Source organism: Clostridioides sp. ES-S-0190-01 (genome assembly GCF_020658275.1).
Taxonomy (GTDB): domain Bacteria; phylum Bacillota; class Clostridia; order Peptostreptococcales; family Peptostreptococcaceae; genus Clostridioides.
On record NZ_JACVWA010000005.1, the window covers coordinates 20,108 to 45,092 of the forward strand.

Here is a 24,985-nt window from a genome sequence, read left to right on the forward strand (position 1 = left end):
TGTGCCATTTTTTACTTCATAAACTTATAACGTTTAAATTAAGCTATTCTTTTATTTAAATATTAAGAAAATTTTTTTTATTTTTCACAAATAATACTTTCGTAAAAAACAAAAAAATCTTTTCTCTTAAATTTTTCTGTAATAAATCTAAAATGACACCCTTATTCTATATTACTATCTTTTTTGTACAACAAAAACTACAAATAACCTTATGATATATTTTTCCAAAAAGAAACCCCTTTTGTATAAATAAATACATTTATACAAAAGGGGTATGGCTAAGTGAGTTTTTAAAGATTTTATATATTATATAAACTTAGGTTAATAGCTTATTTTTTTGGTAAATGTAAGCATTCACCACTTACATCTGCTAAAGCTTCCATCAGAGCTTCTGAAGTACATGGGTGACCAAAAATCAAGTCACTAGCTTCATCAGCAGGTATTTCTAATGCTTTAAATGATGCTGCATGATTTATAAGTTCTGCTACACCATATCCAAACATATGCACACCTAAAATTTCCCCATACTTAGCATCTGATATTACTTTTACATATCCTTGCTCTTGTCCAGAAGCTAAAGCTCTTCCATTTCCAGCAAAGTTAAATTTACCAATTTTTATATTATATTTTTGTTTAGCATCTTCTTCTGTAAGTCCAACTGATGCAACCTCTGGAACTGTATAAACACAACTAGGTAATGCACTTAAATCTGCTTCTTCATCCATACCTAAAGCATTTGAAGCTGCTACTTCTCCCATTTTAAAAGCTGCATGAGCTAGCATTATACCTCCAGTAACATCACCTACTGCATATATACTTGGTACACTTGTTTCCATTTTGCTATTTACAACTATTGAACCTCTATCTATTTTAATATCTAAGTCTTCTACACCAGATAGATTAGCTTGTCTTCCTATAGCATATAGACCTAAATCTGCCTTTATTGGTTCTTCTCCTTCAATACATACTATTATTTTATTTCCTTCTTCTTTAAATTCAGAAACTTTCTTTTCAGTTAATATAGTTATTCCCTTTTTCTTAAGTGAATCTCTTAAAGACTGGCTCAATTCTTTGTCCATTCTTGGAATTATTCTGTCTTCCATTTCTATTATAGTTACTTTAGAACCTCTTGAGTTGAATATCTCTGCAAATTCACAACCTATTACTCCACCACCAATTATTACTAACTCTTCTGGTACTATGTCTAAATCTAAAGCTCCTGTACTAGTTATTATTAATTTTGATTCTATTCCTTTTATTGGTAAGATTCTCACCTTAGAACCAGTGGCAATTATTGTATTTTCTGTATCTAAAACTTTTCCATCTGATAATATTACTTTATGGGCTTCTTTAACAGTAGCTTTAAGATTAAAGACATCTACACCTCTGCTTTTTAACAATCCACCAACACCAGCTGTAAGTTTTTTTACTACTCTATTTTTATACTTTATAGCCTTTTTTATATCTTGTTCCTTATCAACAGATACTTTTACACCTCTTTTTGATAATTGTTCAATTTCTTCTAATATTTCTACTGTTTTTACATAAGTTTTTGTAGGAATGCAACCTCTATTTAGGCAAGTTCCTCCTAATGTGTCCTCTTCTACTAATGCAACTTTGCCTCCTAATATAGCTGATTTTAGTGCTGATAAATACCCTCCAGGTCCTCCACCTACTACTACCACATCATAATCATGATTACTCTCTTTTTTAATTGTCTTTTCTTCTTTTATTTCTATTTTTTCTGTTTCAACAATTAAATCTTCTTTTGATACGTTTCCAGATAAGTATTTAGCCTTTATTTCTTCTTGCTTTTCTCCCTTTTCTGCTATTACACCTATTACTGTAAATACTGGTAATACTTCTCCTTCTTCTTTATGTATAATTGCAGCAAGTATACCTTCTCCTTCTGATTCTATTTCCATGTTGACTTTATCTGTTGTTATCTCTAGTATAGGTTCTCCAATTTTTACTTCTTCGCCTTCTTGTTTTAGCCAAGATACTATAGTACCTTCTTCCATAGCTACTCCAGCTTTTGGCATTATGACTTCTACTGACATAGGCTATCCTCCTATTTATTTTTTATATATTTTAGTTAATCATCTTATATTCATACAGATATCTTTTACATACAATAATTTTAAATCTAGTAAAATTAAATACATCTTTTTATGTGGTCTATTCAATCTATTTACATAAAGAGTAAAATATCAAAACCTATATAAGCATTGCTAATGGATTTTCTAATAATTCTTTTAAATCTTTTAAGAATTTTGCTGCTACTGTACCATCTATTATTCTATGGTCTGATGTTAATGATAAATTCATTATAGGTTTTATTTTAGCCTCTCCATTTACTGGCACAAACTTATCTTGAGTTGCTCCTACCCCAAGTATCGCACTTGAAGGCATATTTATTATAGGTGTAAATGTCGTTATACCATACATTCCAACATTGCTTATAGTAAATGTATTACCTTCTTGGTCTGCTGGTAGAAGCTTTCCTGTTTTTACTTTTTCAGCAAGTTCTTTGCTTTCTTTGGCTATTTCTTTTAGCGGTTTTTCATTTACATTTTTTACTACTGGGACATATAAACCTTCATCTAGTCCAACAGCAATAGCTATATTTATATCTTTATATCTAAATATTCCATTATCTGTCCATGCTGAATTTAATGCTTGATGCTTTGGAAGTACTCTAGATACAGCCATTACTATTAAATCTGTCATTGTTAATTTTACTCCAGTTGATTCTTTTACTGTATCTATTAATTTTGCTCTAAGCTCTTTAAGTTCTGTAGCATCTACCTCTATATTGAATGTAAATACAGGAGCACTGAAGTAGCTTTCTGACATTCGTTTTGCTACAGTTGCTCTCATTGGATTTGGCTTTTCGAACTCTCCTTCTACTGTATTAAACGTACTTAAATTCTCATGTTTTGATTTTATTTCTTTTGTTTCGTTAGATTTAGATACATCAGTTGATACGATAGTCTCTTGTGTATGTGCCTTTTCTATATCTGATTTTTTTATTTTTCTATTGTATCCAGTACCTACAACATTTTCTAAATCTATATTTAAATCCTCTGCTATCCTTTTTGCTAAAGGAGTTGCTTTTACTTTATTATTTTTTAGATAGTTTAACACATCCACTAGATGTATTCTTCCATTTTCTCCACTTCCAACCAGCCAATCTAACTCTATATTGTCTTTTCTTGCTTGGTTTTTGGCTGCTGGTGTGGCTTTTACTTTATTTGCCACCATTTCTATCCCCCCTTATCTAACAATTAAAGATTTTATTGCATCTTCTATTTCATCAATTCTTGGGACTACTGCTTTTTCTAGCTCTGGATTATATGGTATTGGCACATCTTTTCCACATATTCTTTTTACTGGTGCATCTAAATAATCAAATGATTCACTTTCTGTTATTAATGCTGATATTTCTCCACCTAGACCACCAGTCTTAGCTGCTTCATGGCAAATTAAAACTCTACCAGTTTTACATACACTCTTTATGATTGTCTCTTTATCTAATGGATATAAAGTTCTTAAATCTATAATTTCTACATCTATATTTTCTTTTGATAGGTTTTCTGCAGCTTCTTCAACACTTTGTAACATCCTTCCATAAGTGATTACTGTAACATCAGAACCTTCTTTTTTAATATCTGCCTTTCCAATATCAATTACATAATCTCCCTCTGGGACAATTCCTTTTTTTCTATATAACAATTTGTTTTCAACAAATATTACTGGATTATTGTCTCTTATAGCTGCTTTTAATAATCCCTTAGCATCTGCTGGTGTTGAAGGTGCAACCACTTTTACTCCTGGTACATGACAAAACCATGCTTCCAAACTTTGTGAATGTTGTTCTGCTGAACCAGTTCCAGAACCTCCAGGACATCTAACAACCATTGGAACCTGAGCCTTCCCACCAAACATATATCTCATTTTTGCTGCTTGATTTACAATCGCGTCCATAGATATTGTAACAAAATCCATAAACATTACTTCCATAATTGGTCTTAACCCAGTTGCCGCTGCACCTGCTGCTGCACCTGCTATAGCTGCCTCTGATATAGGAGTATCTCTTACTCTTTCTGGGCCAAATTCATCTATCATTCCCACTGATACGCCAAATGCTCCTCCATATATCCCTATATCTTCTCCCATAAATATTACATTTTCATCTCTTCTCATTTCTTCTGACATTGCTTCTTTTATTGCTTGTGCATATGTTAATTCTCTTGTACTCATTTTTATTTTCCTCCTTTACTATTTTTAGTCTGCATATACATCATCTAATAAAGATTCTATTTTTGGATTTGGGCTATTTTGAGCAAATTCTACTGCATCTTCTATTGATTTTTTAGCAAAATCTTCAATTATATCTAATTCATTTTCATTTGCCATATTATTTTCTATAAGATAATTTCTTAAAAATTTTATAGGGTCTTTTGCCTTCCACGATTCTATCTCTTCTTTCGTTCTATATACATTTGCATCTGATTTTGAATGACCTAGCCATCTATAAGTCCTACTTTCAATTAATACAGGCCCTTCCCCTCTTCTACATTTTTCAGCAGCTTTTTGTACTGTTTCATATACTTCTATTGGATTATATCCATCTATTGATATTCCTTCTATACCATAAGATGCTGCTCTTGTTGCAACACTATCTATATTCATGTGACGTTTTATACTTGTTGACATGCCATATAGGTTGTTTTCACAATAAAATATTATTGGTAATTTCCATATTGATGACAAGTTTATTCCTTCATGAAATGTACCTTCATTTGATGCACCATCACCAAAACTACATAAAACTATTTTTCCTGTCTTTTTATATTGTTGTGTAAGTGCAGCGCCAGGAGCTATAGTAAGACCTCCACCTACGACTCCATTTGCTCCTAAGTTACCTGACTCAATATCTGCTATATGCATTGAGCCTCCTTTTCCTTTACAAAATCCAGTTTCTTTTCCCATAAGCTCAGCCATCATTTTATTTAAATCTATTCCCATTCCTATAAATTGGCTATGACCTCTATGAGTTAATGAAACCAAATCTCCTTTTTCTAATGCCATTACTGCGGCTACACTTGAAGCTTCTTGACCTACTGATAAATGAGTTGTTCCATGTACCATACCTCTTGCAAAAAACCAACTAACTTTCTCTTCAAACTTTCTAGCTTGATTCATTCTCTTATACATTTCAAGTAATGTTTCTTTTGATAATGTCATATCAATTCCCTCCTATTAATTTTTATCTATATTTCTATTAGTCACAATCTTCTAATAATTCAAGTGCTAAACTGTGATTAATTGCTAAGCTATTTATAAATTTGGCTTTTAATGATGCTTTTATTGCTTCTATCTTTTCATCTCCTGAAGCAACACCTATTGTTCTTTTTATCTTTTTTAAATCATTTAGTTTTACCCCTAGTACCCTTTGATTAAATTCAAGTATAGAAGTTTTTCCTTCCTTATCAAAAGCTTGCAAACAAATTGCGCCTATTGAGTTATACTTTTTTAAATCCTCTATATCTTCTTCATGCATATATCCAGAAGCCATTATTGTTGAGTTTAAACTCATAGGATTTCCTATACCTACAATTGCAATAGTTGTTTTATCTATTAAGTCTAGTACTTCTTTAATTTTTTCATCCTTACAAAGCTTTTCTTTTGTAGATAAATCAGACATCACAGCAGGAGCATGTAATAACTTAAAATCTCCTCCAAAAGCTCTTGCTAAACTTACAGCTATTTGATTTGCGTGTATATCTATTTCATTATCTCCAATTCCTCCTAGTAAAGGTATGAACGTAACATTTTTACAGTTGCTTTTTTCTACATATCTAGGAATTTCTTTTAGAGTTGTTCCTATGGAAACCCCAATTATATCATTTTCTTTTACTACTCTGGTAAGATATTCAGACACAGCTCTTGCTAATTCTTGTTTTTGTGTTAATGAGTCTTGTTTATCATCTACCACTATTACTTCTTTCAATTTATATTTTCTTTCTAAACTTCTTTCTATTTTTTGATAGTCATTTTTTAAAACATCAACTATTTGTATTTTTACTATTCCTTGCTCAAAAGCTTCTTTTAATATTCTTGATATTGTTGGTCTTGATATTCCCAATTGATTCGCTATTTCTTGTTGATTCAAATTATCTTCATAATAAAGTGAACAACACTTCATCATTAACCTTAAGTCTCCAATTTTTTTCATTTTCCTTCCTCCAAAATCAAGATTTTTCAATTATTTTTACATTTGTTCAATGATTTTACTTAATTTCAATAACATTATAGAAGGGGTTCGTATAAAAAGTCAACTGTTTTTTTTGTATAATTAAAAATAAGTTATTACATTAAATTAAGGAATACTTTTTTTATTTCTTGTTTGACCACTTTACCTGATAATTTGCTCAATAAGTATTTTGTCTAAAGGAAATTATACAATCGCCAAAAAAGATTTTACTAAAGATGGTAAACTAAAATTGTACTATTTTATGTATAAAGAAATTATTATAAATATAAAGGCATTAAGCAATAAACTTTAAGAAACTGAGATTGAACGAGAATAACTTGAAGTTTCAAAAACTCATTGACTTGCTGATATATCACATGATTTGAAAACACTATTATCATATATCACAGGATATTCATATCTAATGCTTAATAAAAACCACCGCTTTAGTGAAGAAGAAAGTATGATATTTTTAGATAATATATATAAAAAGTGAGTATATAATGAAAAGTTAATAGACAATTTAAGTCTGACATTTTTTATAGATTTTTCTGGAAAAATACAGCTTAAACATACACAATTTGAAATGATTGCCTTTCTTCAAAACCTTATTGCCAATGTTGCCAATAATCCAAAATCTGAAAAGCAGATATTTGGATTTCATACAGATTTAGAACATTTACATTAATACTACTGACAATGGTGTTGGAATAAACACGGAGAAAAGGTACATCATTTCAAATTACATTAAAACAAGATAAAGTTTAAATTATTATATAAAAATCCCAAGTTAAAATAAACTTGGGATTTTTGTGTAATAATTAATTTTTGTAAAATTTTTTCTTTAAAGTTATTTTGTCAAAATAAATTCAAATTAACATATCATCAATATTTATATAGAGACTATATGTAACTTATTCTTTTAATACTATCAGATTTATACTTAATATAATCATAGCTACAATTACATAAATAAAAGCTGTGGCTGATGACACAATTCCAGAGTCATTTACTAAAAGAGTTACAAAACATCCTGCTATTGATGCTATAAAACCTTTAAATACAATTGGATATTCATCAATTAATTGTTTAAAATATCTAATCTGATTAATCATAAGAATTAAGATAACTCCTATCCCAGTTAATAGTATATTTACCCATGCACTGGTTTGAGCTAGCTTCAAGTTCATCTCTATCTTTCTGCCAAATGTTTGTATTATTTCTCCTGGTCCATTAAAGTAAACTTCTTTTACAAACATACCTAAATGTGAGTTACTTCCTGAAATCATATCTATAGCTACAAAGGCGCCTAAAACAAGCAATACTGCTACACCTAATAATACAACTTTTTTAAAGTCTATTTTTACATTATATATCAATAGTATAAATAGTAAAAATGCAACACATTCAGAAATAGCAGTTCCAACATTTGCACCCATAGCTGGAGATGCACTCGTAATTAAGATAACTAAAGAAAATACTATTACAGACCACTTTGGTATCTTTTTATATGTAAGCAAAATCGCAAATGTAAATATTGCACTACCTATTGCCACTCCTTGATATTCATTTCCTACTCCGTAGTATCTAGCCCCAATTATACAATCATAACTCATTACATTACTTTTCATTAAATATGAACCAAATGCAGAATCAATAACCATAATCAATATAGTTAAACCTGTAAAGAATAACATATTTTTTAAATCATTCTTTATCAGAACTTTGCTTATTAAGTATATAGTAAGTGTTATTATAATTATTCCTAAAGATATTGCTACTGGTGTTTTAAAATTCATTATTGGAGTTATCATAAATGATAATGGCATTACTATTCCTATTTTTAGAAATTCTTTTAATATAAAAAATATTGTTTCTTTGTGATTTTTCGATATATGCTTTCTAAATAGAATTAGAATCATAGCAACTATCCATGACAAAAATACTATACTTACAAATCCATTAAGTATTGTAGACCTTATGCTTGAAACAGATACTATCTTTTGGTATTCATCCATCAGATACTCTTTATTATCATCTCTGTTAATAAGTTCATACTTCTTTCCAACCATATTTTGATTTTTTATATCAAAGTTATTTAATATCTCAGCTCCAATATCTAGATTAGTAACAATACCTTCTCTTCTAGTAGTTGAAGATGATAACATCCCTTTTCCATTGCCATTTAATTTTATTATTGGAGAAAGCCTTCTTTTATTTTTATAATCTAAATCACTTGGAAATGCACTAGCTATGTAAACAGTATCATTTTCTCCAACCATAGAAAATATATTTTTTAAATATTCATCTATGTTTTTTTCTATCTTGTCTTTCATGTTTTTATATGTTTTTTCATTCAAGTTAGATTTATATAAATCTAACCTATATGTATCTCCAAGTTCTACAAAAACTACATCACTATTTTTATAAGCTTCTTTAGTTTCAGCAACAAGCTTAGTGTAATCAGTTGATATTCCATAAGGCATAGATAAATCTTTTTTATTGATATTATCTACATTTCCGTAAGAAATTCTACCATACTCATCCATAGCTGTTAAGCATAAGTTTCTATTTTTTACAAGTTTACCATTTTCAACTATATCTGCATTTCCTAATACAGATGTTTTTAATTTATTTTCAGATAAACTTTGACCTAATGAACCTAATGTAGAACCATATTCTCCAAAGTTTAGATTCTCATTTATTGACATATTTATAGTCAAATCATTTATACCTTTTGCTTTCTTACCTGTAGCTGATTCAAAAACTATATTTCTATCTTTGCTTGAGCTTTCAAAATTAATATCTTCTTCATTAGCTACATTGGCTCTTCCTCCAGCACCCATACTGGCATATGACCTTCTATCATCACTACCTTTATCGCCTCTTATGTTCATCAAGCCAATATATCCTCTATCTTCTAGCTCTTCTCTCAATGATTTTATTCTTAACATATTGTTCATACTAGTTCTATTCATATCTATAAATATTACTTTTCCATGCGTTGGTATATCATCTGCAAAGCTATACTGGCTCATCGATGTTAATATTATGATAAATGTTGCTAAGAAAGATATAATCTTTTTTCTCATAAATTCTCCCTGCTTTCTGATTTAAATCCTCACACTTAAGAATACATTAAACATTGTCGTTATAAACAAATAAATTTGGACCATCTATTTATAATAAACAGCCCAAATTTTAGGTTTATTTGAATATATCAATTTTTAGGTTTTGCAAATATCATTCTACCAGCAGGAGTTTGAAGAACAGAAGTTACTAAAACTTTTATAGTCTCATTCATATGTTTTCTTCCTCCATCAACAACTATCATAGTTCCATCATCTAGATATGCAACACCCTGTTGAGCTTCTTTTCCTTCTTTAACCACTTGGACAACCATATCTTCACCTGGTATTGCAACTGGTTTTATAGCATTAGCCAACTCATTTATATTTAATACTTCAACACCTTGAAATTGAGCAACCTTATTTAAGTTATAATCATTAGTAACAACTTTTCCATTTAATACTTGGGCAAGCTTTAATAATTTACTATCAACTTCTGCTATATCATCAAAGTCCCTTTCACTTATTTCAACCTCTATATTTAATTCTTTCTGAATTATATTTAATATATCCAGACCTCTTCTACCTCTTACTCTTTTCAAATCATCTGAAGAATCTGCAATATGTCTTAATTCTTCCAAAACAAAAGCAGGAATAATAAGTTTTCCTTCTATAAATCCTGTTTTACAAATATCAGCTATCCTTCCATCAATTATTACACTTGTATCTAATACTTTTGGAGGTATCGCCTTTACTTCTTTTTTATTATCTTTATCCTTATCCTTATCTTTAATAGGATTTGCCAATCTTCCTAATTTTCCAATATTAAACAAATCATTTTTACTTTTAAGCGCAACTTTCATTCCAAGATATCCTAGGAATAAATATAATAGTAATGATAATATTCCACCTACTATTGGTATTCTATTTACTAGCCCACTTAATAAATATGCAATTACAAATCCTACTATAAGACCCATAGATCCTAATAATATATCTGTTTGAGGATATTTTGATAGTTCTTTATCCACAACTTTAGCAATTTCTTTTGTTCTATTCACAACCCATGGCTCTATAAGATATCCTAAAATAGCTATTACTATACCTGCTACTACAGCTGCTATATAACCATAAGTTTCTTTTCCAAATGTTAATATTTCAAAATCTCTCATCAATGTTAAATAGGTCGTTATACCTATCGTAAATCCAAGTAAAATAAACAATATCCTTGTTACTTTCCTTATCAATGCTTCACCCCCTAGTTATACTTATCTATTATAGACCAAAGTGTATATTATATTCAAGAAAAAAGTAGTAAAATTCACTTAAAATTCATTATATGTGTCTATCTAATAATACTAATTGTTTCATTTTTATAAGTCCATTTTTTATATATGTTGCTCTTATTTCACCTATTCCTTCAACTTCATCTAACTCTTCAATAGACGCATCCAATATTTCTTGAAAGTTTTCAAAATAATTTACTAAGTTTTCTATTATTGCTGTTGGTAGTCTATGTATTTTGCTAAGAATTCTATAGCCTCTTGTTTTTATAGGCATATCCATACTTTCTGAAAATCCACTATACCCTAATAGTTTTGCCATATTAAATAATTCTATTAGTTCTTCTGAATTTAAATTTTTAACTTTTTTCATAAGTTCTTTTATTTCAGTATTTTCTTTGTTATAATCTTTGAATATTAATTTCTGATCTATTCTAGTTGTACCCATTAATTCCTCTAATTGCATGCTTACTAAAGTTCCTTCATCCCCCAATTCTATCACATATTTTTCAATTATACTTGTAACTCTCATTACCATTTCCATTTTCTGCATGACTAACGCTACATCATAAATAGTTACCAAATCATTAAACTCTAAAGCATTTAAATTAGTTATAGCTTGGTCTAATACTGTTTTATATTTTTCTAAAGTTTGTATTGCTTGATTTGCCTTAGTAAATATCTTAGATATATCTTCGACCACATACTTCTCATTTCCTCTATAAACTGTTATAACATTTCTTCTTTGTGAAATTCCTATGACTATAGCACCAGTTTGTTTTGCTACTCTTTCTGCCGTTCTATGTCTAGTTCCAGTTTCTGATGTTTCTATAAAGTAATCTGGTATAAGTTGTGCATTAGCAAATAATATTTTCTTTACATCACCACTTAAAACTATCGCTCCATCCATTTTGGCTAATTCATATAGATATGATGGTGAATACTCTGCATTTATAGCAAATCCTCCATCTACTATTTTCATTACATCTTCATTTGTTGCAATTACAATTAAACCGCCAGTCTTAGCTCTTAGCACATTGTTTAGGCCTAATCTAAGAGGGGTTCCAGGAGATATCATTTTTAATGCATATAGCATATTTTTGTTATCCAAAAAATTCTCCATATTTATTGATTCCTCCCAAGTACTATATTTATAGCTTGTCTTAAGTTGTCTACTGGCCATATTTCTATACCTTTAGTATCTTTTACAACATCATAATTACTTCTAGGAACTACTATCTTTTTAAAGCCAAGTTTTTTGCACTCAGCAATTCTTTTTTCTATAAAACTTACTGATCTAACTTCTCCTGTAAGTCCTACCTCTCCTGTAACAGCTATATCTTCATCTATAGGTATATTTCTAAAGCTAGATGCTACAGAAATAGCTATTCCTAAGTCAATCGAAGGTTCATTTATCTTTATACCTCCAACTATATTTATATATACATCTTGGTTTTGTATTTGCAGACCAACACGTTTTTCTAAGACTGCTAATAACATACCAACTCTATTATAATCTACTCCTGTAGATGTTCTTCTTGCTATACCAAAACTTGTTGGTGAAACTAATGCTTGTAATTCAAGTAGCATTGGTCTTGTACCTTCTACAGTTGATATTATGACTGAACCTGCTACATCTTTTGGTTTTTCAGATATCAAAATCTTAGACGGGTTATCAAGCTCTACTAATCCCAAATCCCTCATTTCAAATACTCCAAGCTCATTTGTTGAACCAAATCTATTTTTAACAGCCCTTACTAATCTATATGTATTATATCTTTCACCTTCAAAATATAAAACAGTATCAACCATATGCTCTAATAATTTTGGACCTGCTAGTGAACCTTCTTTGGTTACATGACCAACTATGAATGTTGAAATTCCCATTTTTTTAGAAATCTTCATGAATTTTGAAGTACCTTCTTTAATTTGGCTGACAGTGCCTGGTGCTGAAGATATTTCTGGACTAAAGACAGTTTGAATTGAGTCTAGAATTATTAATTGTGGATTTACACTTTCTAAATAAGATTCAATTATACTCAAATTATTTTCAGCAAATATATATAAATTTTCTGAATTAATACCTAATCTTTTTGCTCTCATTTTTATCTGTGATTCTGATTCTTCTCCAGTTATATATAAAACAGTCTTTCCTAAATTAGCTACATTACTAGAGACTTGAATTAAAAGTGTGGATTTACCTATACCAGGGTCTCCACCAACAAGTACTAGAGAACCTTTAACTATCCCTCCACCAAGCACTCTATCTAATTCTTTTATATCTGTTGTAAACCTTTCTTCTTCTTTACTCTCTATTGAAGTTATACTAACTGGTTTAGATGAAGATTTATCTATTATAAAGACCTCTTTTTTTGTGCTTTTTTGATCTACTTCTTCTACAAATGTATTCCATTTTGTACACTCTGGACATTTTCCAAGCCACTTAGCTGTTTCATATCCACAAGATTGACATACATATTTAGTTTTTATTTTTGCCATATTTTAATCATCCTTAATTTATTATTATATACTATAATTTTAGCATATGTGAAAGATAATAGGTAAAGATTAAAAAAAATAATTAAGGGCAATGAATTATTTTAGATTCATTGCCCTTAAAATTTTCTTTAAACCCTAAAGCTTATATCTATAAGATTTTAAAATGCAACTCTATTGAATTATTTAGTTTCAAAAACTATTTTTTCATCTTTAACTTTTGCTATTATATTACTTCCTTTTTTTACATCGCCTCTTAAAATCGCTTCAGATAACTCATCTTCTAGTTCTTTTTGTAAGGCTCTTTTAAGAGGTCTTGCTCCATATTCCAAATCAAATCCAGATTTAGAAATTAATTTTATAGCTTCATCACTCATTTCTAGTTTTATATCCATATCTTTTAGTCTTTCTTGTAATTTATCTACCATTAAAATTACTATTTTAGATATATGCTCTGTATTTAATGAATGGAAAACTATTATATCATCTATTCTATTTAAAAACTCTGGTCTGAATCTTTGCTTTAATTCACCCATTATGTTTTCTTTCATTTTTTCATATTGAGACTTTTCTTCTTCATCTCCTTTAGCTATACTAAACCCTAAAGTTTTTTGTCTACCAATTGTAGATGCACCAACATTTGATGTCATTATCACAATAGTATTCTTAAAATCAACAGTTCTTCCTTTTGAATCTGTTAATCTACCATCATCTAGAATTTGTAATAGAATATTAAACACATCTGGATGAGCTTTCTCTATCTCATCAAATAAAATAACTGAATATGGGTTTCTTCTTACTTTTTCAGTTAATTGACCTCCTTCATCATGACCTATATAACCAGGAGGTGAACCTATCATTCTTGATACAGCATGTTTTTCCATATATTCAGACATATCAATTCTTATTATTTGATTTTCATCTCCAAATTGCACTTCTGCTAATGCCTTAGATAACTCTGTTTTCCCTACTCCTGTAGGTCCTAAAAATAAGAATGAGCCGATTGGTCTATTAGGGTCCTTAAGACCTGCTCTTGACCTTCTTATTGCCTTGGAAATAGATTTTACTGCTTGCTCTTGACCTATAACTCTATTGTGTAAGATTTCTTCAAGTTTTAAGAGTCTATCAGCTTCTTCCTCAAGAATTTTATTAACAGGTATTCCTGTCCATAAACCTACTACTTCAGCAATGACTTCTCCATCAACTAAATCAGAATGTTTAGATGACTTATTCCATTTTTCTCTAACATCTTCTAATTGTTTTTTAAGTATACCTTGTTCATCTCTTATTTTTGCTGCTTTCTCAAAATCTTGGCATCTTACTGCCTCTTCTTTTTCTTTATCTATATTTTCTATTTCTAATTCTAATTTTTTTATTTCGGCTGGAGGAGTATTTTCCTTTAGCCTCACTTTTGATGCCGCTTCATCAATCAAATCTATAGCTTTATCTGGTAGATATCTATCTGATATATATCTAGTTGATAATTCTACAGCTGTTTTTATAGCATCATCAGTTATTTTAACTTTGTGATGAGCTTCATATTTATCTCTCAATCCTTCTAATATTTTTATTGAATCTTCTTTACTTGGTTCATCCACCATAACTGGTTGGAATCTTCTTTCTAGTGCAGAGTCTTTTTCAACATGCTTTCTATACTCATCTATTGTTGTTGCACCTATAACTTGTATTTCTCCTCTAGCTAATGCAGGTTTTAATATATTTGACGCATCTATAGATCCTTCTCCTGTAGACCCAGCTCCTATTATTGTATGCATCTCATCTATAAATAAAATTATATTTCCATTTTTAACAACTTCATCTACAACTTCTTTAATTCTTTCTTCAAATTCTCCTCTATATTTAGCACCAGCTAATAATGAACCCATCTCTAAAGAATACAAAGTTTTACTTTTTAGTGTTTCTGGAACATTTCCTAATGCTATATTTGTTGCTAAACCTTCAGCTATAGCTGTTTTACCTACTCCTGGGTCTCCTATTAGCACAGGGTTGTTTTTAGTTCTTCTACTTAATATTTGTATAACTCTTTGTATTTCTTTTTCTCTTCCTATAACAGGGTCTATTTTATTTTGTTTTGCATATAGTGTAAGATTTCTTCCATATTTATCGAGAATCTTGGACTCTGTTTGATTTTGGTTGCCCGTGTAACTATTTTCTGATTTATATTGATTATTATCACTCATACCCATCATATCAATTGTTAATTGGGCTAGAGTTCTGTCATTTACACCTGCATAGTTCAAAACTTTATTAGCTATTCCTTCTCCTTCTTGAATAATAGCTAATAATATATGCTCAGTTCCTATATAATTTGTTTTTAATTTATTTGCAAACATTCCTGATAGTTCCAATATTTGTTTACTTCTTGGGCTTAATACTATGTCTTCTGGAATTCCTTCGCCCTTACCTTCCATATCAATTATTTTGCCTTCTAAATAAGCCTCTGTAAATCCAACTTTACTTAGAACTTTGGCGGCTATTCCTTCTTCTTCTTTTAAAAGCCCTAAAAGTATATGCTCGCTTCCAACAATATTATGCCCTAAGTTTTTAGCAGACTCAAACGCTAAATCAATTGCTTTTTTAGCTCTTTGTGTAAATCTATTGAAGTTCATAATTTATCCCTCCTCTTAATTTTTCCAAAGTTTCTCTAATGTATGTTGCTCTATTTATATCTCTATTTTCAACATCATCACTCTTATACATTATTGACTGATGTGCTGGTTGTATACCTATCATAAGTTGTTCTATAGCTTTTAAATCTAGTTTTTTTATATAGTTCATTTCTATTCCCATTTTTATATTTGATAGATGGCTCATTGCCTCTGAACTACTCATTACCCTTGAATTTTCAAGTGTTCCTATTGACCTAAATATTTTATCTTCTAATTTTATACCCAATTTTTTTTGTAAGATTTCTCTGGCTTTCACTTCTTTTGAAATTGCATCCTTTGTAAGACCACTTACATTCTCTATAATATTAGACTCTGTTCTTCCAAGCGTAAGCTGATTAGATATTTGGTATATATTTCCCAATGCTTCTGTTCGCTCTCCATATATACCTCTTATTGCTATACCTATTTGTGATGAAATCTTATAAAGTTCATCCATATAGCCTAATTGACTCAATGCAGGCAAGTGCATCATTACAGAAGCTCTCATTCCAGTTCCCGTGTTAGTTGGGCAAGATGTTAGATAACCCAACTTTGTGCTAAATGCATACTCTAAATTTGATTCTAATAAATCATCTATCTCATTTGCTATGTTATAAGCATTTTCTAAATTTAAATCATCATACATAGTTTGTATTCTTATATGGTCTTCTTCATTTATCATTATACTTACAGTTTTATCTTTTTTTACTATAACAGCACTTTTATCATTTTCTGCTAAGTCTGGACTTATCATATGCTCTTCAACCATGAGCATCTTTTTAGATTGGTCTAAATCTTCAATCTTATAGAAATCAAACTCTTCTTTATGTTCTAAACTAGAATTCATAAATGCATTTTTTACCTTTTCTATTATTTCCATAGCACACTCTTTATCTAACCTATTTGGAAAAGGATAATTGCTCAAGTTCCTAGCCAGCCTAACTCTTGATTTCATGACTATATTCTCTTTCATAATATCACTCCAATCTTAGTCAATAGAGCCTTTTAAATACTTAATCTTATCTCTAAATTGAGCAGCTAATTCATACTCTTCATTTTTTATAGCTCTATCCAAATCTTCTTTTAATTCTCTAATCTCATTTTCTACACTTATTTTATAAAAAGATTTTTTAGGTGCCTTACCTATATGTTCTATATGACCATGTATATTTTGAAGCATTGGATTTACTTGACTACTAAATGCATTATAACATTCACTGCATCCAAATCTTCCATTATTCTTAAATTCACTATATGTCATATTACATTTTTGGCAAACTAACTTTTCTTCAAGCTCTTTTTTAGGTTGAAATCCTAAGTTGGAAAATATATCCATCATTGAAAAAGGCATATCTAAATTAAAATTCATCTCTGTATTTTCTTTAGCACATTCACTACACAGATACATTTCTGTCTTTTCTCCATTGACTATTTTATTATAATATACAGATGCTTTATTTTTATTGCATTTTTGACATAGCATAAATTATCACTCCTCTATACTAAATACTCCTATTATTATATTCTTTAAAACATTAGACCTTACCTTCTCTTTTAATTCATATACTGGCATACATAATGATTTATCATCTATTGCATATAATATTAGTTTTAATTCTCTTTCACTAATTAAGTCTGATTCTCTCAAACTTTCCACCAACTCTTTTGCTTTCTTATAGGATATTTGGCTTCCTATCCTTTCGTTTAGTATTTCTCTAATATGTCCATCTTTGCTTCTTCGTATTTTTTCTATCTGAACATATCCTCCGCCACCTTTTTTGCTTTCTATATAATAACCTTTATCTATGGTAAACCTTGTTGTTAAAACATAATTTATTTGTGATGGTGCACAACTAAACAAGTTTGCTAGTTCATTTCTTTGAATCTGTATACTATTATCCTCTTCCATCAAATCTTTAATAAATTTTTCAATTATATCTGTCATAGTTGCCATTTATATCACCACACACCTTTTTATTTTGACTTTCTTTGACTACTATTTTACACCTATTATTTAAATTTTTAAAGCCCTAAATTGTGTAAATTTATTTTTTTCATAATAATTTAAATAAGGTGTCCATCTTTTGTTAAATATAATCTTCTACTTCTTACATTTATAACAATTAAGTCTTAAAATTATTGATTATTAATTGATTTTTAATGTATCTATACCTTGTATTTGTAAATATACCTTCATATCATTATTATTAAACATTTCTAAAAATAATAATATAAAAAGATACTTTCTTTTATTAAAACAGTTTAAGAAAGTATCTTTTATTCTTCACATTTTTTATTGCTTTAATTTGTTTTTTTCTTGTTTTTTATAAAAACACATAAAAACTAGATATACACTTCTTTAAAATAAGTATATACCTAGTTTTAATTACAAAATTATTTTACATAATAGATGGATATTAATTATTTAATGTTCTATCTTCTTTATTACTTTGCAGTAGCTAGTCCAATTATTTTTTCTGCAAATTGTGATGGAACCTCTCCATATCTTTCTAATTCCATTTCAAAATACCCTCTACCTTGTGTCATTGCTCTTAAATCTATTGCATATTTAAATGTTTCTGCTTGTGGAGCCTCTGCAAATATTATTTGTTTTCCTTTGTTATCTGGCTCCATACCAAATATTTTTCCTCTTCTCTTGTTTATATCTCCCATAACATCTCCCATATATTCTTCTGGAACAGTTATCTTAAGTTTCATAATAGGCTCTAATAATATTGGATGAGCTTCCTCCATACCTTTTTTAAATGCTGCACTTGCTGCCATCTTAAAAGCCATTTCAGAAGAGTCTACATCATGGTATGAACCATCATAAAGTGTAGCCTTTATATTTGTAACAGGGAAACCAGCCAATACTCCTTTTTTCATAGAATCTTTTAACCCTTTTTCTACTGCTGGTATATATTGTTTTGGTACAGACCCACCAAATATTTCTTCTGTAAATTCAAAATCAGATTCACATCTTTCAAATCTTATCTTTACATCTCCATATTGACCATGGCCACCTGATTGTTTCTTATGCTTACCTTGTACATCAGCTGTTTCCTTTATAGTTTCTCTATAAGGAACTTTAAGGTCATTTAATTCAACATCTACCCCGAACTTATCTTTCATTTTATTTTTAATTGTTTTTATATGAAGCTCCCCTTGTCCTCCTAAAAGAGCTTGTTTTGTCTCTGTATTTCTATACCAATGTAATGTAGGGTCTTCCTCTACAAGTTTGTTTAATACAGCAGCTACCTTTTCTTCATCACCCTTATTCTTAGGATTAACAGCATAATATATTTGTGGTTTAGGGAAGTCTATCTTATCTAAAGCTTCTGCATCTTTATCTACAGATATAGTATCTCCTGTCTTTAGAGAATTAACTTTAGTTACAACTACTACATCACCAGCCTTAGCTTTGTCTATTTCAACTAACTCACTATTTCTCAATGTATATATGTTAGCTATTTTTTCTTTTATGTTTTTGTTTATATTAAAAACTTCTTTATCTTTAGAAATTGCACCTTGAGTAATTTTTATATATGACATTTTTCCTACAAATGGGTCAACCATAGTTTTAAATACTAATCCTTTAAATGGCTTACTCTCTTCTGTAAATATAGGTTCTAGATAATTTGATATTGTATCTAAAATTTCTTTTGTTCCTATATTATTTATAGTTGAACCACATATTACAGGTATAATATCTCCTCTTTGTATACCTATAACAATACCTTTTTGGATTTCTTCTGTAGTTAACTCTTCTCCATTAAAATACTTATCTAATATTTGATCATCTGTTTCTGCTATAAGTTCCATTAAAGCTTCTTTTACACTCATAGCTTGTTCTTTAAATTCACCTTCTAAATCATCTATATTTTCAAATACATTATGTAACTTGACAAAGTTTTTATCTTTGTATATAGGACTTATCATTGGAACTATCTTATTATTGTATTTTTCTCTTAACATTGCTATTGCATCTTTATATCTTGCTTTTTCATTATCTATTTTATTTATAAACATTATCTTAGGAATACTCTCAGTTAGTTCTAATGATTTCTCTGTACCAACTTGAATAGGTGCTGTTGCATCTATTACTATTATTGCTGCATCACTTGCTCTAAGAGATGATACAACGTCTCCGCTAAAGTCAAAATATCCTGGTGTATCCAATAAGTTAAACTTATAGTCATTATATTCTATAGGTATTAATCCCATACTATAAGTCATATTTACCTTGTCAGTTAATTTAGGTATCTTATTAGTGTTTGCTGTGTAAGCTATAGTTTCGATTAGATTTGTTTTACCACATCCGCTATGTCCTAATACTGCTACATTTCTCAACATATTACTATCATAAACCTTCATATAAGCACCCACCTTTTAAATTTATGTATTTTCTCTTAGCTGTTATTTCCTAAGAAATAGTCTAGAAAATGTTTATTATTTTTAGAATTTTTAGATAACATTTTCCTTACTAGCTTTATTTCTACATAGGGATATAATTTTCCTCTTTTTTTTAACAAATATTTAATTTAAACAAATAAAAACACTCTAAATATTTAATAAAAATATTTTAGAGTGTTTTATAAGTTGTTTCAATTCAATTATTTCATTATCATTAATAGTTGTTTATCTTCAACCATATCATCTTCTTTTACTTTAATTGATTTAATTACTCCATCAGTTTTAGCAACTATTATAGTTTCCATTTTCATTGCTTCTATAACTATTAATGGTTGATTTGCTTTTACTTCATCTTCTTCTTTAACCATTATTTTTATAACTTTTCCTGGTATACTTGCTCCGATTTGAAGTGGATCATTCATATCAGCTTTCTCAACATTAGTAACTTTTCCAGAGAAGTTTCTATCTTTTATTTCCACTTCTCTAACCATTCCATTTAATTCAAAGCCTATAGTTCTAAATCCATCTTCTTTAACTTCACCAATTTCAACTAATCTTATTGTTAATACTTTACCTTCTTCTATTTCTACTTCACATTCTTCATTTTTATTTAATCCATAGAAGAATACATCACTTTCAAGTTTAGATATATCATTATAATGTTGTAAATGTTTAATATAGTCTTCATAAACTTTTGGATATAAAGCATAACTTATAACATTTCTTATATTTGCATTTATATCATATTTTTCATTTAGATATTTTGCTATGTCATCAAAATCTTCTGCTGGTAATAGTGAACCAGGTCTTACTGTAATAGCTTCTTCACCTTTTAAAACTACTTCTTGTAAATCTTTTGGTACTCCACCTTCTGGTTGACCAATCATACCTTTACAGTAGTCTACAACAGAATCTGGGAATGATAAGTTCTTACCTTCTTCTATTATATTATTTTTATCTAATTTATTTTTAGTCATAAAGATAGCTAAATCTCCTACAACTTTTGAAGATGGTGTTACTTTTATTATATCTCCTACAACTTCATTAGCTTCTTTATATTTTTCTTTAACTTCATCAAATCTATTAACTAATCCTAAACTATCAGCTTGAGGTTTTAAGTTTGTATATTGACCTCCTGGTATTTCAAAATTGTATATTTCTGCACAAGAGTTAGTTAAGTCACTTTCAAATTTATTATAGACTTTTCTTAAATCTTTATAGTATTTTCCTAACTCATCATATCCAAATAAATCTATACCTGTATCTCTTTCTGTATTTTTAAGAGCTTCTACTATTGCATTAAGTGATGGTTGACTTGTAAGTCCTGCCATAGATTCTAATGCAGCATCAATTATATCTACACCAGCTTCTGATGCCATCAAACAAGTTGCCACACCATTTCCACTTGTATCATGAGTGTGTAAATGTATTGGTGCTTTTACATTTTTCTTTAGTTCTTTAACTAATGTATAAGCAGAATATGGTTTAAGAAGTCCTGACATATCTTTTATTGCTATTATGTCTGCTCCTAAACTTTCTAACTCTTTTGCCATCTTAATATAATATTCTAAGTCATATTTAGTTTTAGTCTTATCTAATATATCACCTGTATAGCACATAGTTGCTTCAACTATTTTTCCAGTTTCTAGAGCTGTATTAATAGATGGTTTCATATTTTCAACCCAGTTTAATGAGTCAAATATTCTAAATACATCTATTCCTTGTTTAGCAGACTCTTTTGTAAATTCTTCTATTACATTATCTGGATAGTTTTTATATCCAACTCCATTTGATGCTCTAAGCAACATTTGGAACATTATACTTGGTATTTCTTCTCTTAGTTTTTGTAATCTACGCCAAGGTGACTCTTTTAAGAATCTATATGCAACATCATAAGTAGCTCCACCCCACATTTCAAGTGAGAATAAATCTTTTTGATATTTTTCTGTTGGTTTAGCAGCTTTTAATAAATCATATGTTCTTAATCTTGTTGCCAATAATGATTGATGTGCATCTCTCATTGTTGTATCTGTTAATAATAGTCTTTTATCATTTTTTATTTTTTCTATATATGCAGATTTACCTAACTTATCAAAAAGTATCTTACTTCCTTCTGCCTTTGAACCATCTTTATTCATTCTTGGTTCATGTAACGCATCAAATAATGGTTTTTCTTGACAAGCGTTATCATTTACAATTACATCACCTATAAATTGAAGTAATTTTGTTCCTCTATCTTTACTTTCTGTTATTTCAAATAAATCTGGATTTTCATCTATAAATTTAGTACTACATTTACCATTTGAGAATATAGGATTATTTAAGACATTAACTAAGAATCCTACATTAGTCTTAACACCTCTAACTCTAAGTTCTTTTATAGATCTTATAGTTTTGTTTATTGCTCCTTGGAATGTTCTATCCCAAGATATTGTCTTAACCAGTAAACTATCATAGTGAGGACTTATGTTTGCTCCTGTAAATCCATTTCCACCATCTAGTCTTATACCAAATCCTGAACCAGTTCTATAAACTTGAATTTTACCTGTGTCTGGCATAAATCTATTTTTAGGGTCTTCTGTAGTTATTCTACATTGGATAGAATACCCTCTTATTTCAACATCATCTTGTGATTTTATATTTATTTCTTCACTATCTAGGCTGTATCCTTGAGCTATTAATATTTGACTTTGAACTATATCTATTCCTGTAACCATTTCTGTTACAGTATGCTCAACTTGTACTCTTGTATTCATTTCTATAAAATAATGACCACCATTTGCATCTACTAAGAATTCTAGTGTCCCTGCATTAGAATAGCCTACATATTTTGATAACTTGACTGCATCATCACATATTTCTTTTCTTACTTTTTCATCTAATGAAAATGCTGGTGCATATTCTATTATCTTTTGATGTCTTCTTTGAACAGAACAATCTCTTTCGTATAAATGAACTATATTTCCATAGTTATCCCCTAATATTTGAACTTCTATATGTTTTGGGTCAGCTATATATTTTTCTATGAATATAATATCTTCACCAAAAGCTTTTCTTGATTCACTACAAGCAGTTTCATATTCAAGCTCTAAATCTTTTTCATGATGTACGATTCTCATACCTCTACCGCCACCACCATTAGATGCTTTTATCATAACAGGATAACCTATTTTATTTGCAACTTCTTTTGCTTCTTCAGTACTTCTTATTGCTTTTTCCACCCCTGGTATAGTTTGAACATTAACTTCTTTTGCAATTTTTTTAGAATTTATCTTATCGCCCATCATATTCATTACTTTAGATGATGGACCTATAAAAGTAATTCCATTTTCTTCACATTTACGAGCAAATTCTGCATTTTCTGCTAGAAAACCATATCCTGGATGTATAGCGTCAACTTTTTTTCTCTTTGCTAAGTCTATTATTCCATCCATATCTAAGTATGCATCTATTGGACCTTTGCCTTCCCCTATTAAATATGATTCATCTGCTTTTGTTCTAAATAATCCGTATTTATCTTCTTTACTATATATACCAACACTTTTTATCCCCAATTCTGAACAGGCTCTAAATATTCTTATAGCTATTTCGCCTCTATTAGCTACTAGTATTTTATTAAACTTTTTAAGCATACTCTATTCTTCTCCTTTATTGTTTGTGTAATATTAAAGATTATAGACTAAAATACTTTATTTTTGAAGATGTTTAAGCAAGTTCCTTAATTAATAAGATAAATTTATAAATATATATAATTTTTAGACTGTATAAACTCAATTTACCTCACTAAAATTAAGGGGTTTTTTATGGGATTTCAGACAAACTTGTGTGAAAATTTCTACAATTGACCTTATTTTATACTATTTTTTTCTCTGTTTACATAATTATTTTCATCTTTACGTAATATTTCACATACTTTTCTCAATATAGTTCATATCTTAATCTATCTGTCTTAACAAACGTTTTATTACATCAGAAAGTTTTAGATGACCTAAATCTGCATATGCTATAACTAGTATTATTTTTACTACTCCTTCTACCTCATCTAATTTATATGCTCTAGCATTTATTATTGTGTACTTTGGCATAAGTTCTTCTAAACCTAGTGCAAGTTCATCAGATAAAGTCATATATTCATCAAATTTTTCCTCATCAGATAAGGTGATATATTCATCTTGCTCACTTATAATAGTATCTAAATAATCCATATTTATACTTAATTGATAAGCTATTATGTCCTCTCTTTTTGTGCTTTTACTCAAATCCTTTTCAACTTTGAACTTACTATTCTTATCTATTATTATTTTAAGTTCTTCACTATCAACTATTTCATTTCCTATAATTATATACAAACTTTTTACCTCCTAAATATAAATCTTTTTTAATCAAAAATAAAACCTCTAGTAAAATTACTAGAGGTTTGCACTGGTGGGATTAACAGGGCTCGAACCTGTGACCCCCTGCTTGTAAGGCAGGTGCTCTCCCAGCTGAGCTATAATCCCTCGATGTTTATATGGTGCGCCCAAAGGGACTCGAACCCCTAACCTTCTGATTCGTAGTCAGACACTCTATCCAGTTGAGCTATGAGCGCATTTTATTGGAGGCGACACCCAGATTCGAACTGGGGATCAAGGAGTTGCAGTCCACTGCCTTACCACTTGGCTATGTCGCCACCTTTTTGGTGATCTATCCGCGACTCGAACGCGGGACACCCTGATTAAAAGTCAGGTGCTCTACCGACTGAGCTAATAGACCATATTAGTTGGGGTGGATAATGAGAGTCGAACTCACGACCTCCAG

16 protein-coding genes and 4 tRNA genes are annotated in these 24,985 nt (G+C 29.5%); all 20 read right to left on the reverse strand.

All coding sequences use genetic code 11. The features are described from left to right. Nucleotides 1–329: 329 nt before the first annotated feature. The 20 genes from lpdA to IC214_RS00880 all read right to left on the reverse strand — a co-directional run bounded on the left by lpdA (nt 330) and on the right by IC214_RS00880 (nt 24,940). On the reverse strand, nt 330–2,060 hold the full coding sequence (lpdA, locus tag IC214_RS00785; protein ID WP_227866136.1) for a dihydrolipoyl dehydrogenase: 1,731 nt from the start codon (nt 2,058–2,060) through the stop codon (nt 330–332). Between the two features lie 157 nt (nt 2,061–2,217). Beyond that, nucleotides 2,218–3,264, reverse strand: a complete 1,047-nt coding sequence (locus tag IC214_RS00790; RefSeq protein ID WP_227866137.1) for a 2-oxo acid dehydrogenase subunit E2 — start codon at nt 3,262–3,264, stop codon at nt 2,218–2,220. Between the two features lie 12 nt (nt 3,265–3,276). Beyond that, nucleotides 3,277–4,263 carry an alpha-ketoacid dehydrogenase subunit beta gene (locus IC214_RS00795; protein WP_227483621.1) on the reverse strand — a complete coding sequence of 329 codons (987 nt, stop codon included), beginning with the start codon at nt 4,261–4,263 and terminating at the stop codon, nt 3,277–3,279. Nucleotides 4,264–4,287: 24 nt separating this feature from the next. Next, nucleotides 4,288–5,250 carry a thiamine pyrophosphate-dependent dehydrogenase E1 component subunit alpha gene (locus IC214_RS00800; RefSeq protein WP_227437098.1) on the reverse strand — a complete coding sequence of 321 codons (963 nt, stop codon included), beginning with the start codon at nt 5,248–5,250 and terminating at the stop codon, nt 4,288–4,290. A gap of 37 nt (nt 5,251–5,287) precedes the next feature. Continuing rightward, nucleotides 5,288–6,241, reverse strand: coding sequence for a sugar-binding transcriptional regulator (locus tag IC214_RS00805; protein WP_227483620.1), 954 nt, complete (start codon nt 6,239–6,241; stop codon nt 5,288–5,290). Between the two features lie 932 nt (nt 6,242–7,173). Beyond that, complete coding sequence (locus IC214_RS00810) at nt 7,174–9,351, reverse strand: hypothetical protein (RefSeq protein WP_227866138.1); 2,178 nt, start codon at nt 9,349–9,351, stop codon at nt 7,174–7,176. 128 nt (nt 9,352–9,479) lie between these two features. Continuing rightward, entirely contained in the window at nt 9,480–10,574 is a 1,095-nt protein-coding gene (locus tag IC214_RS00815) for a PIN/TRAM domain-containing protein (protein ID WP_227437104.1), read from the reverse strand. Between the two features lie 88 nt (nt 10,575–10,662). Continuing rightward, nucleotides 10,663–11,733: a DNA integrity scanning diadenylate cyclase DisA gene (disA, locus tag IC214_RS00820; RefSeq protein ID WP_227437106.1), complete on the reverse strand. Its 1,071-nt coding sequence runs from the start codon at nt 11,731–11,733 to the stop codon at nt 10,663–10,665. 2 nt (nt 11,734–11,735) lie between these two features. Continuing rightward, entirely contained in the window at nt 11,736–13,109 is a 1,374-nt protein-coding gene (gene radA / locus IC214_RS00825) for a DNA repair protein RadA (protein ID WP_227437108.1), read from the reverse strand. 179 nt (nt 13,110–13,288) lie between these two features. Next, nucleotides 13,289–15,736, reverse strand: a complete 2,448-nt coding sequence (locus tag IC214_RS00830) for an ATP-dependent Clp protease ATP-binding subunit (RefSeq protein WP_227437109.1) — start codon at nt 15,734–15,736, stop codon at nt 13,289–13,291. Beyond that, complete coding sequence (locus tag IC214_RS00835) at nt 15,723–16,748, reverse strand: protein arginine kinase (RefSeq protein WP_227866139.1); 1,026 nt, start codon at nt 16,746–16,748, stop codon at nt 15,723–15,725. Before IC214_RS00835 ends, IC214_RS00830 begins: the two co-directional genes overlap by 14 nt. 15 nt (nt 16,749–16,763) lie before the next feature. Beyond that, nucleotides 16,764–17,258 carry a UvrB/UvrC motif-containing protein gene (locus IC214_RS00840; protein ID WP_227437113.1) on the reverse strand — a complete coding sequence of 165 codons (495 nt, stop codon included), beginning with the start codon at nt 17,256–17,258 and terminating at the stop codon, nt 16,764–16,766. Nucleotides 17,259–17,264: 6 nt separating this feature from the next. After that, nucleotides 17,265–17,729, reverse strand: a complete 465-nt coding sequence (locus IC214_RS00845; RefSeq protein ID WP_227437114.1) for a CtsR family transcriptional regulator — start codon at nt 17,727–17,729, stop codon at nt 17,265–17,267. Nucleotides 17,730–18,220: 491 nt separating this feature from the next. After that, a complete protein-coding gene (locus IC214_RS00850) occupies nt 18,221–20,149 on the reverse strand; it encodes an elongation factor G (protein WP_227866140.1) in 1,929 nt (642 codons plus the stop codon). Between the two features lie 239 nt (nt 20,150–20,388). After that, a complete protein-coding gene (locus IC214_RS00855) occupies nt 20,389–23,820 on the reverse strand; it encodes a pyruvate carboxylase (protein ID WP_227483617.1) in 3,432 nt (1,143 codons plus the stop codon). 303 nt (nt 23,821–24,123) lie between these two features. Next, nucleotides 24,124–24,537, reverse strand: coding sequence for a hypothetical protein (locus IC214_RS00860; RefSeq protein WP_227437120.1), 414 nt, complete (start codon nt 24,535–24,537; stop codon nt 24,124–24,126). Between the two features lie 74 nt (nt 24,538–24,611). Next, nucleotides 24,612–24,687: transfer RNA gene (locus IC214_RS00865), tRNA-Val, on the reverse strand. Between the two features lie 12 nt (nt 24,688–24,699). Further along, nucleotides 24,700–24,776 (reverse strand) — tRNA-Arg (locus IC214_RS00870). Between the two features lie 7 nt (nt 24,777–24,783). After that, a tRNA-Cys gene (locus IC214_RS00875) sits at nt 24,784–24,857 on the reverse strand. 7 nt (nt 24,858–24,864) lie between these two features. Beyond that, nucleotides 24,865–24,940, reverse strand: a tRNA-Lys gene (locus IC214_RS00880). Nucleotides 24,941–24,985 lie beyond the last annotated feature (45 nt).

Excerpts from the sequence above, each read along its gene's own strand:
- lpdA (WP_227866136.1), bottom strand. The coding sequence starts at position 2,060 with ATGTCAGTAGAAGTCATAATGCCAAAAGCTGGAGTAGCTATGGAAGAA.
- IC214_RS00790 (WP_227866137.1), bottom strand. The coding sequence starts at position 3,264 with ATGGTGGCAAATAAAGTAAAAGCCACACCAGCAGCCAAAAACCAAGCA.
- IC214_RS00795 (WP_227483621.1), bottom strand. The coding sequence starts at position 4,263 with ATGAGTACAAGAGAATTAACATATGCACAAGCAATAAAAGAAGCAATG.
- IC214_RS00800 (WP_227437098.1), bottom strand. The coding sequence starts at position 5,250 with ATGACATTATCAAAAGAAACATTACTTGAAATGTATAAGAGAATGAAT.
- IC214_RS00805 (WP_227483620.1), bottom strand. The coding sequence starts at position 6,241 with ATGAAAAAAATTGGAGACTTAAGGTTAATGATGAAGTGTTGTTCACTT.
- IC214_RS00810 (WP_227866138.1), bottom strand. The coding sequence starts at position 9,351 with ATGAGAAAAAAGATTATATCTTTCTTAGCAACATTTATCATAATATTA.
- disA (WP_227437106.1), bottom strand. The coding sequence starts at position 11,733 with ATGGAGAATTTTTTGGATAACAAAAATATGCTATATGCATTAAAAATG.
- radA (WP_227437108.1), bottom strand. The coding sequence starts at position 13,109 with ATGGCAAAAATAAAAACTAAATATGTATGTCAATCTTGTGGATATGAA.
- IC214_RS00830 (WP_227437109.1), bottom strand. The coding sequence starts at position 15,736 with ATGAACTTCAATAGATTTACACAAAGAGCTAAAAAAGCAATTGATTTA.
- IC214_RS00835 (WP_227866139.1), bottom strand. The coding sequence starts at position 16,748 with ATGAAAGAGAATATAGTCATGAAATCAAGAGTTAGGCTGGCTAGGAAC.
- IC214_RS00840 (WP_227437113.1), bottom strand. The coding sequence starts at position 17,258 with ATGCTATGTCAAAAATGCAATAAAAATAAAGCATCTGTATATTATAAT.
- IC214_RS00845 (WP_227437114.1), bottom strand. The coding sequence starts at position 17,729 with ATGGCAACTATGACAGATATAATTGAAAAATTTATTAAAGATTTGATG.
- IC214_RS00850 (WP_227866140.1), bottom strand. The coding sequence starts at position 20,149 with ATGAAGGTTTATGATAGTAATATGTTGAGAAATGTAGCAGTATTAGGA.
- IC214_RS00855 (WP_227483617.1), bottom strand. The coding sequence starts at position 23,820 with ATGCTTAAAAAGTTTAATAAAATACTAGTAGCTAATAGAGGCGAAATA.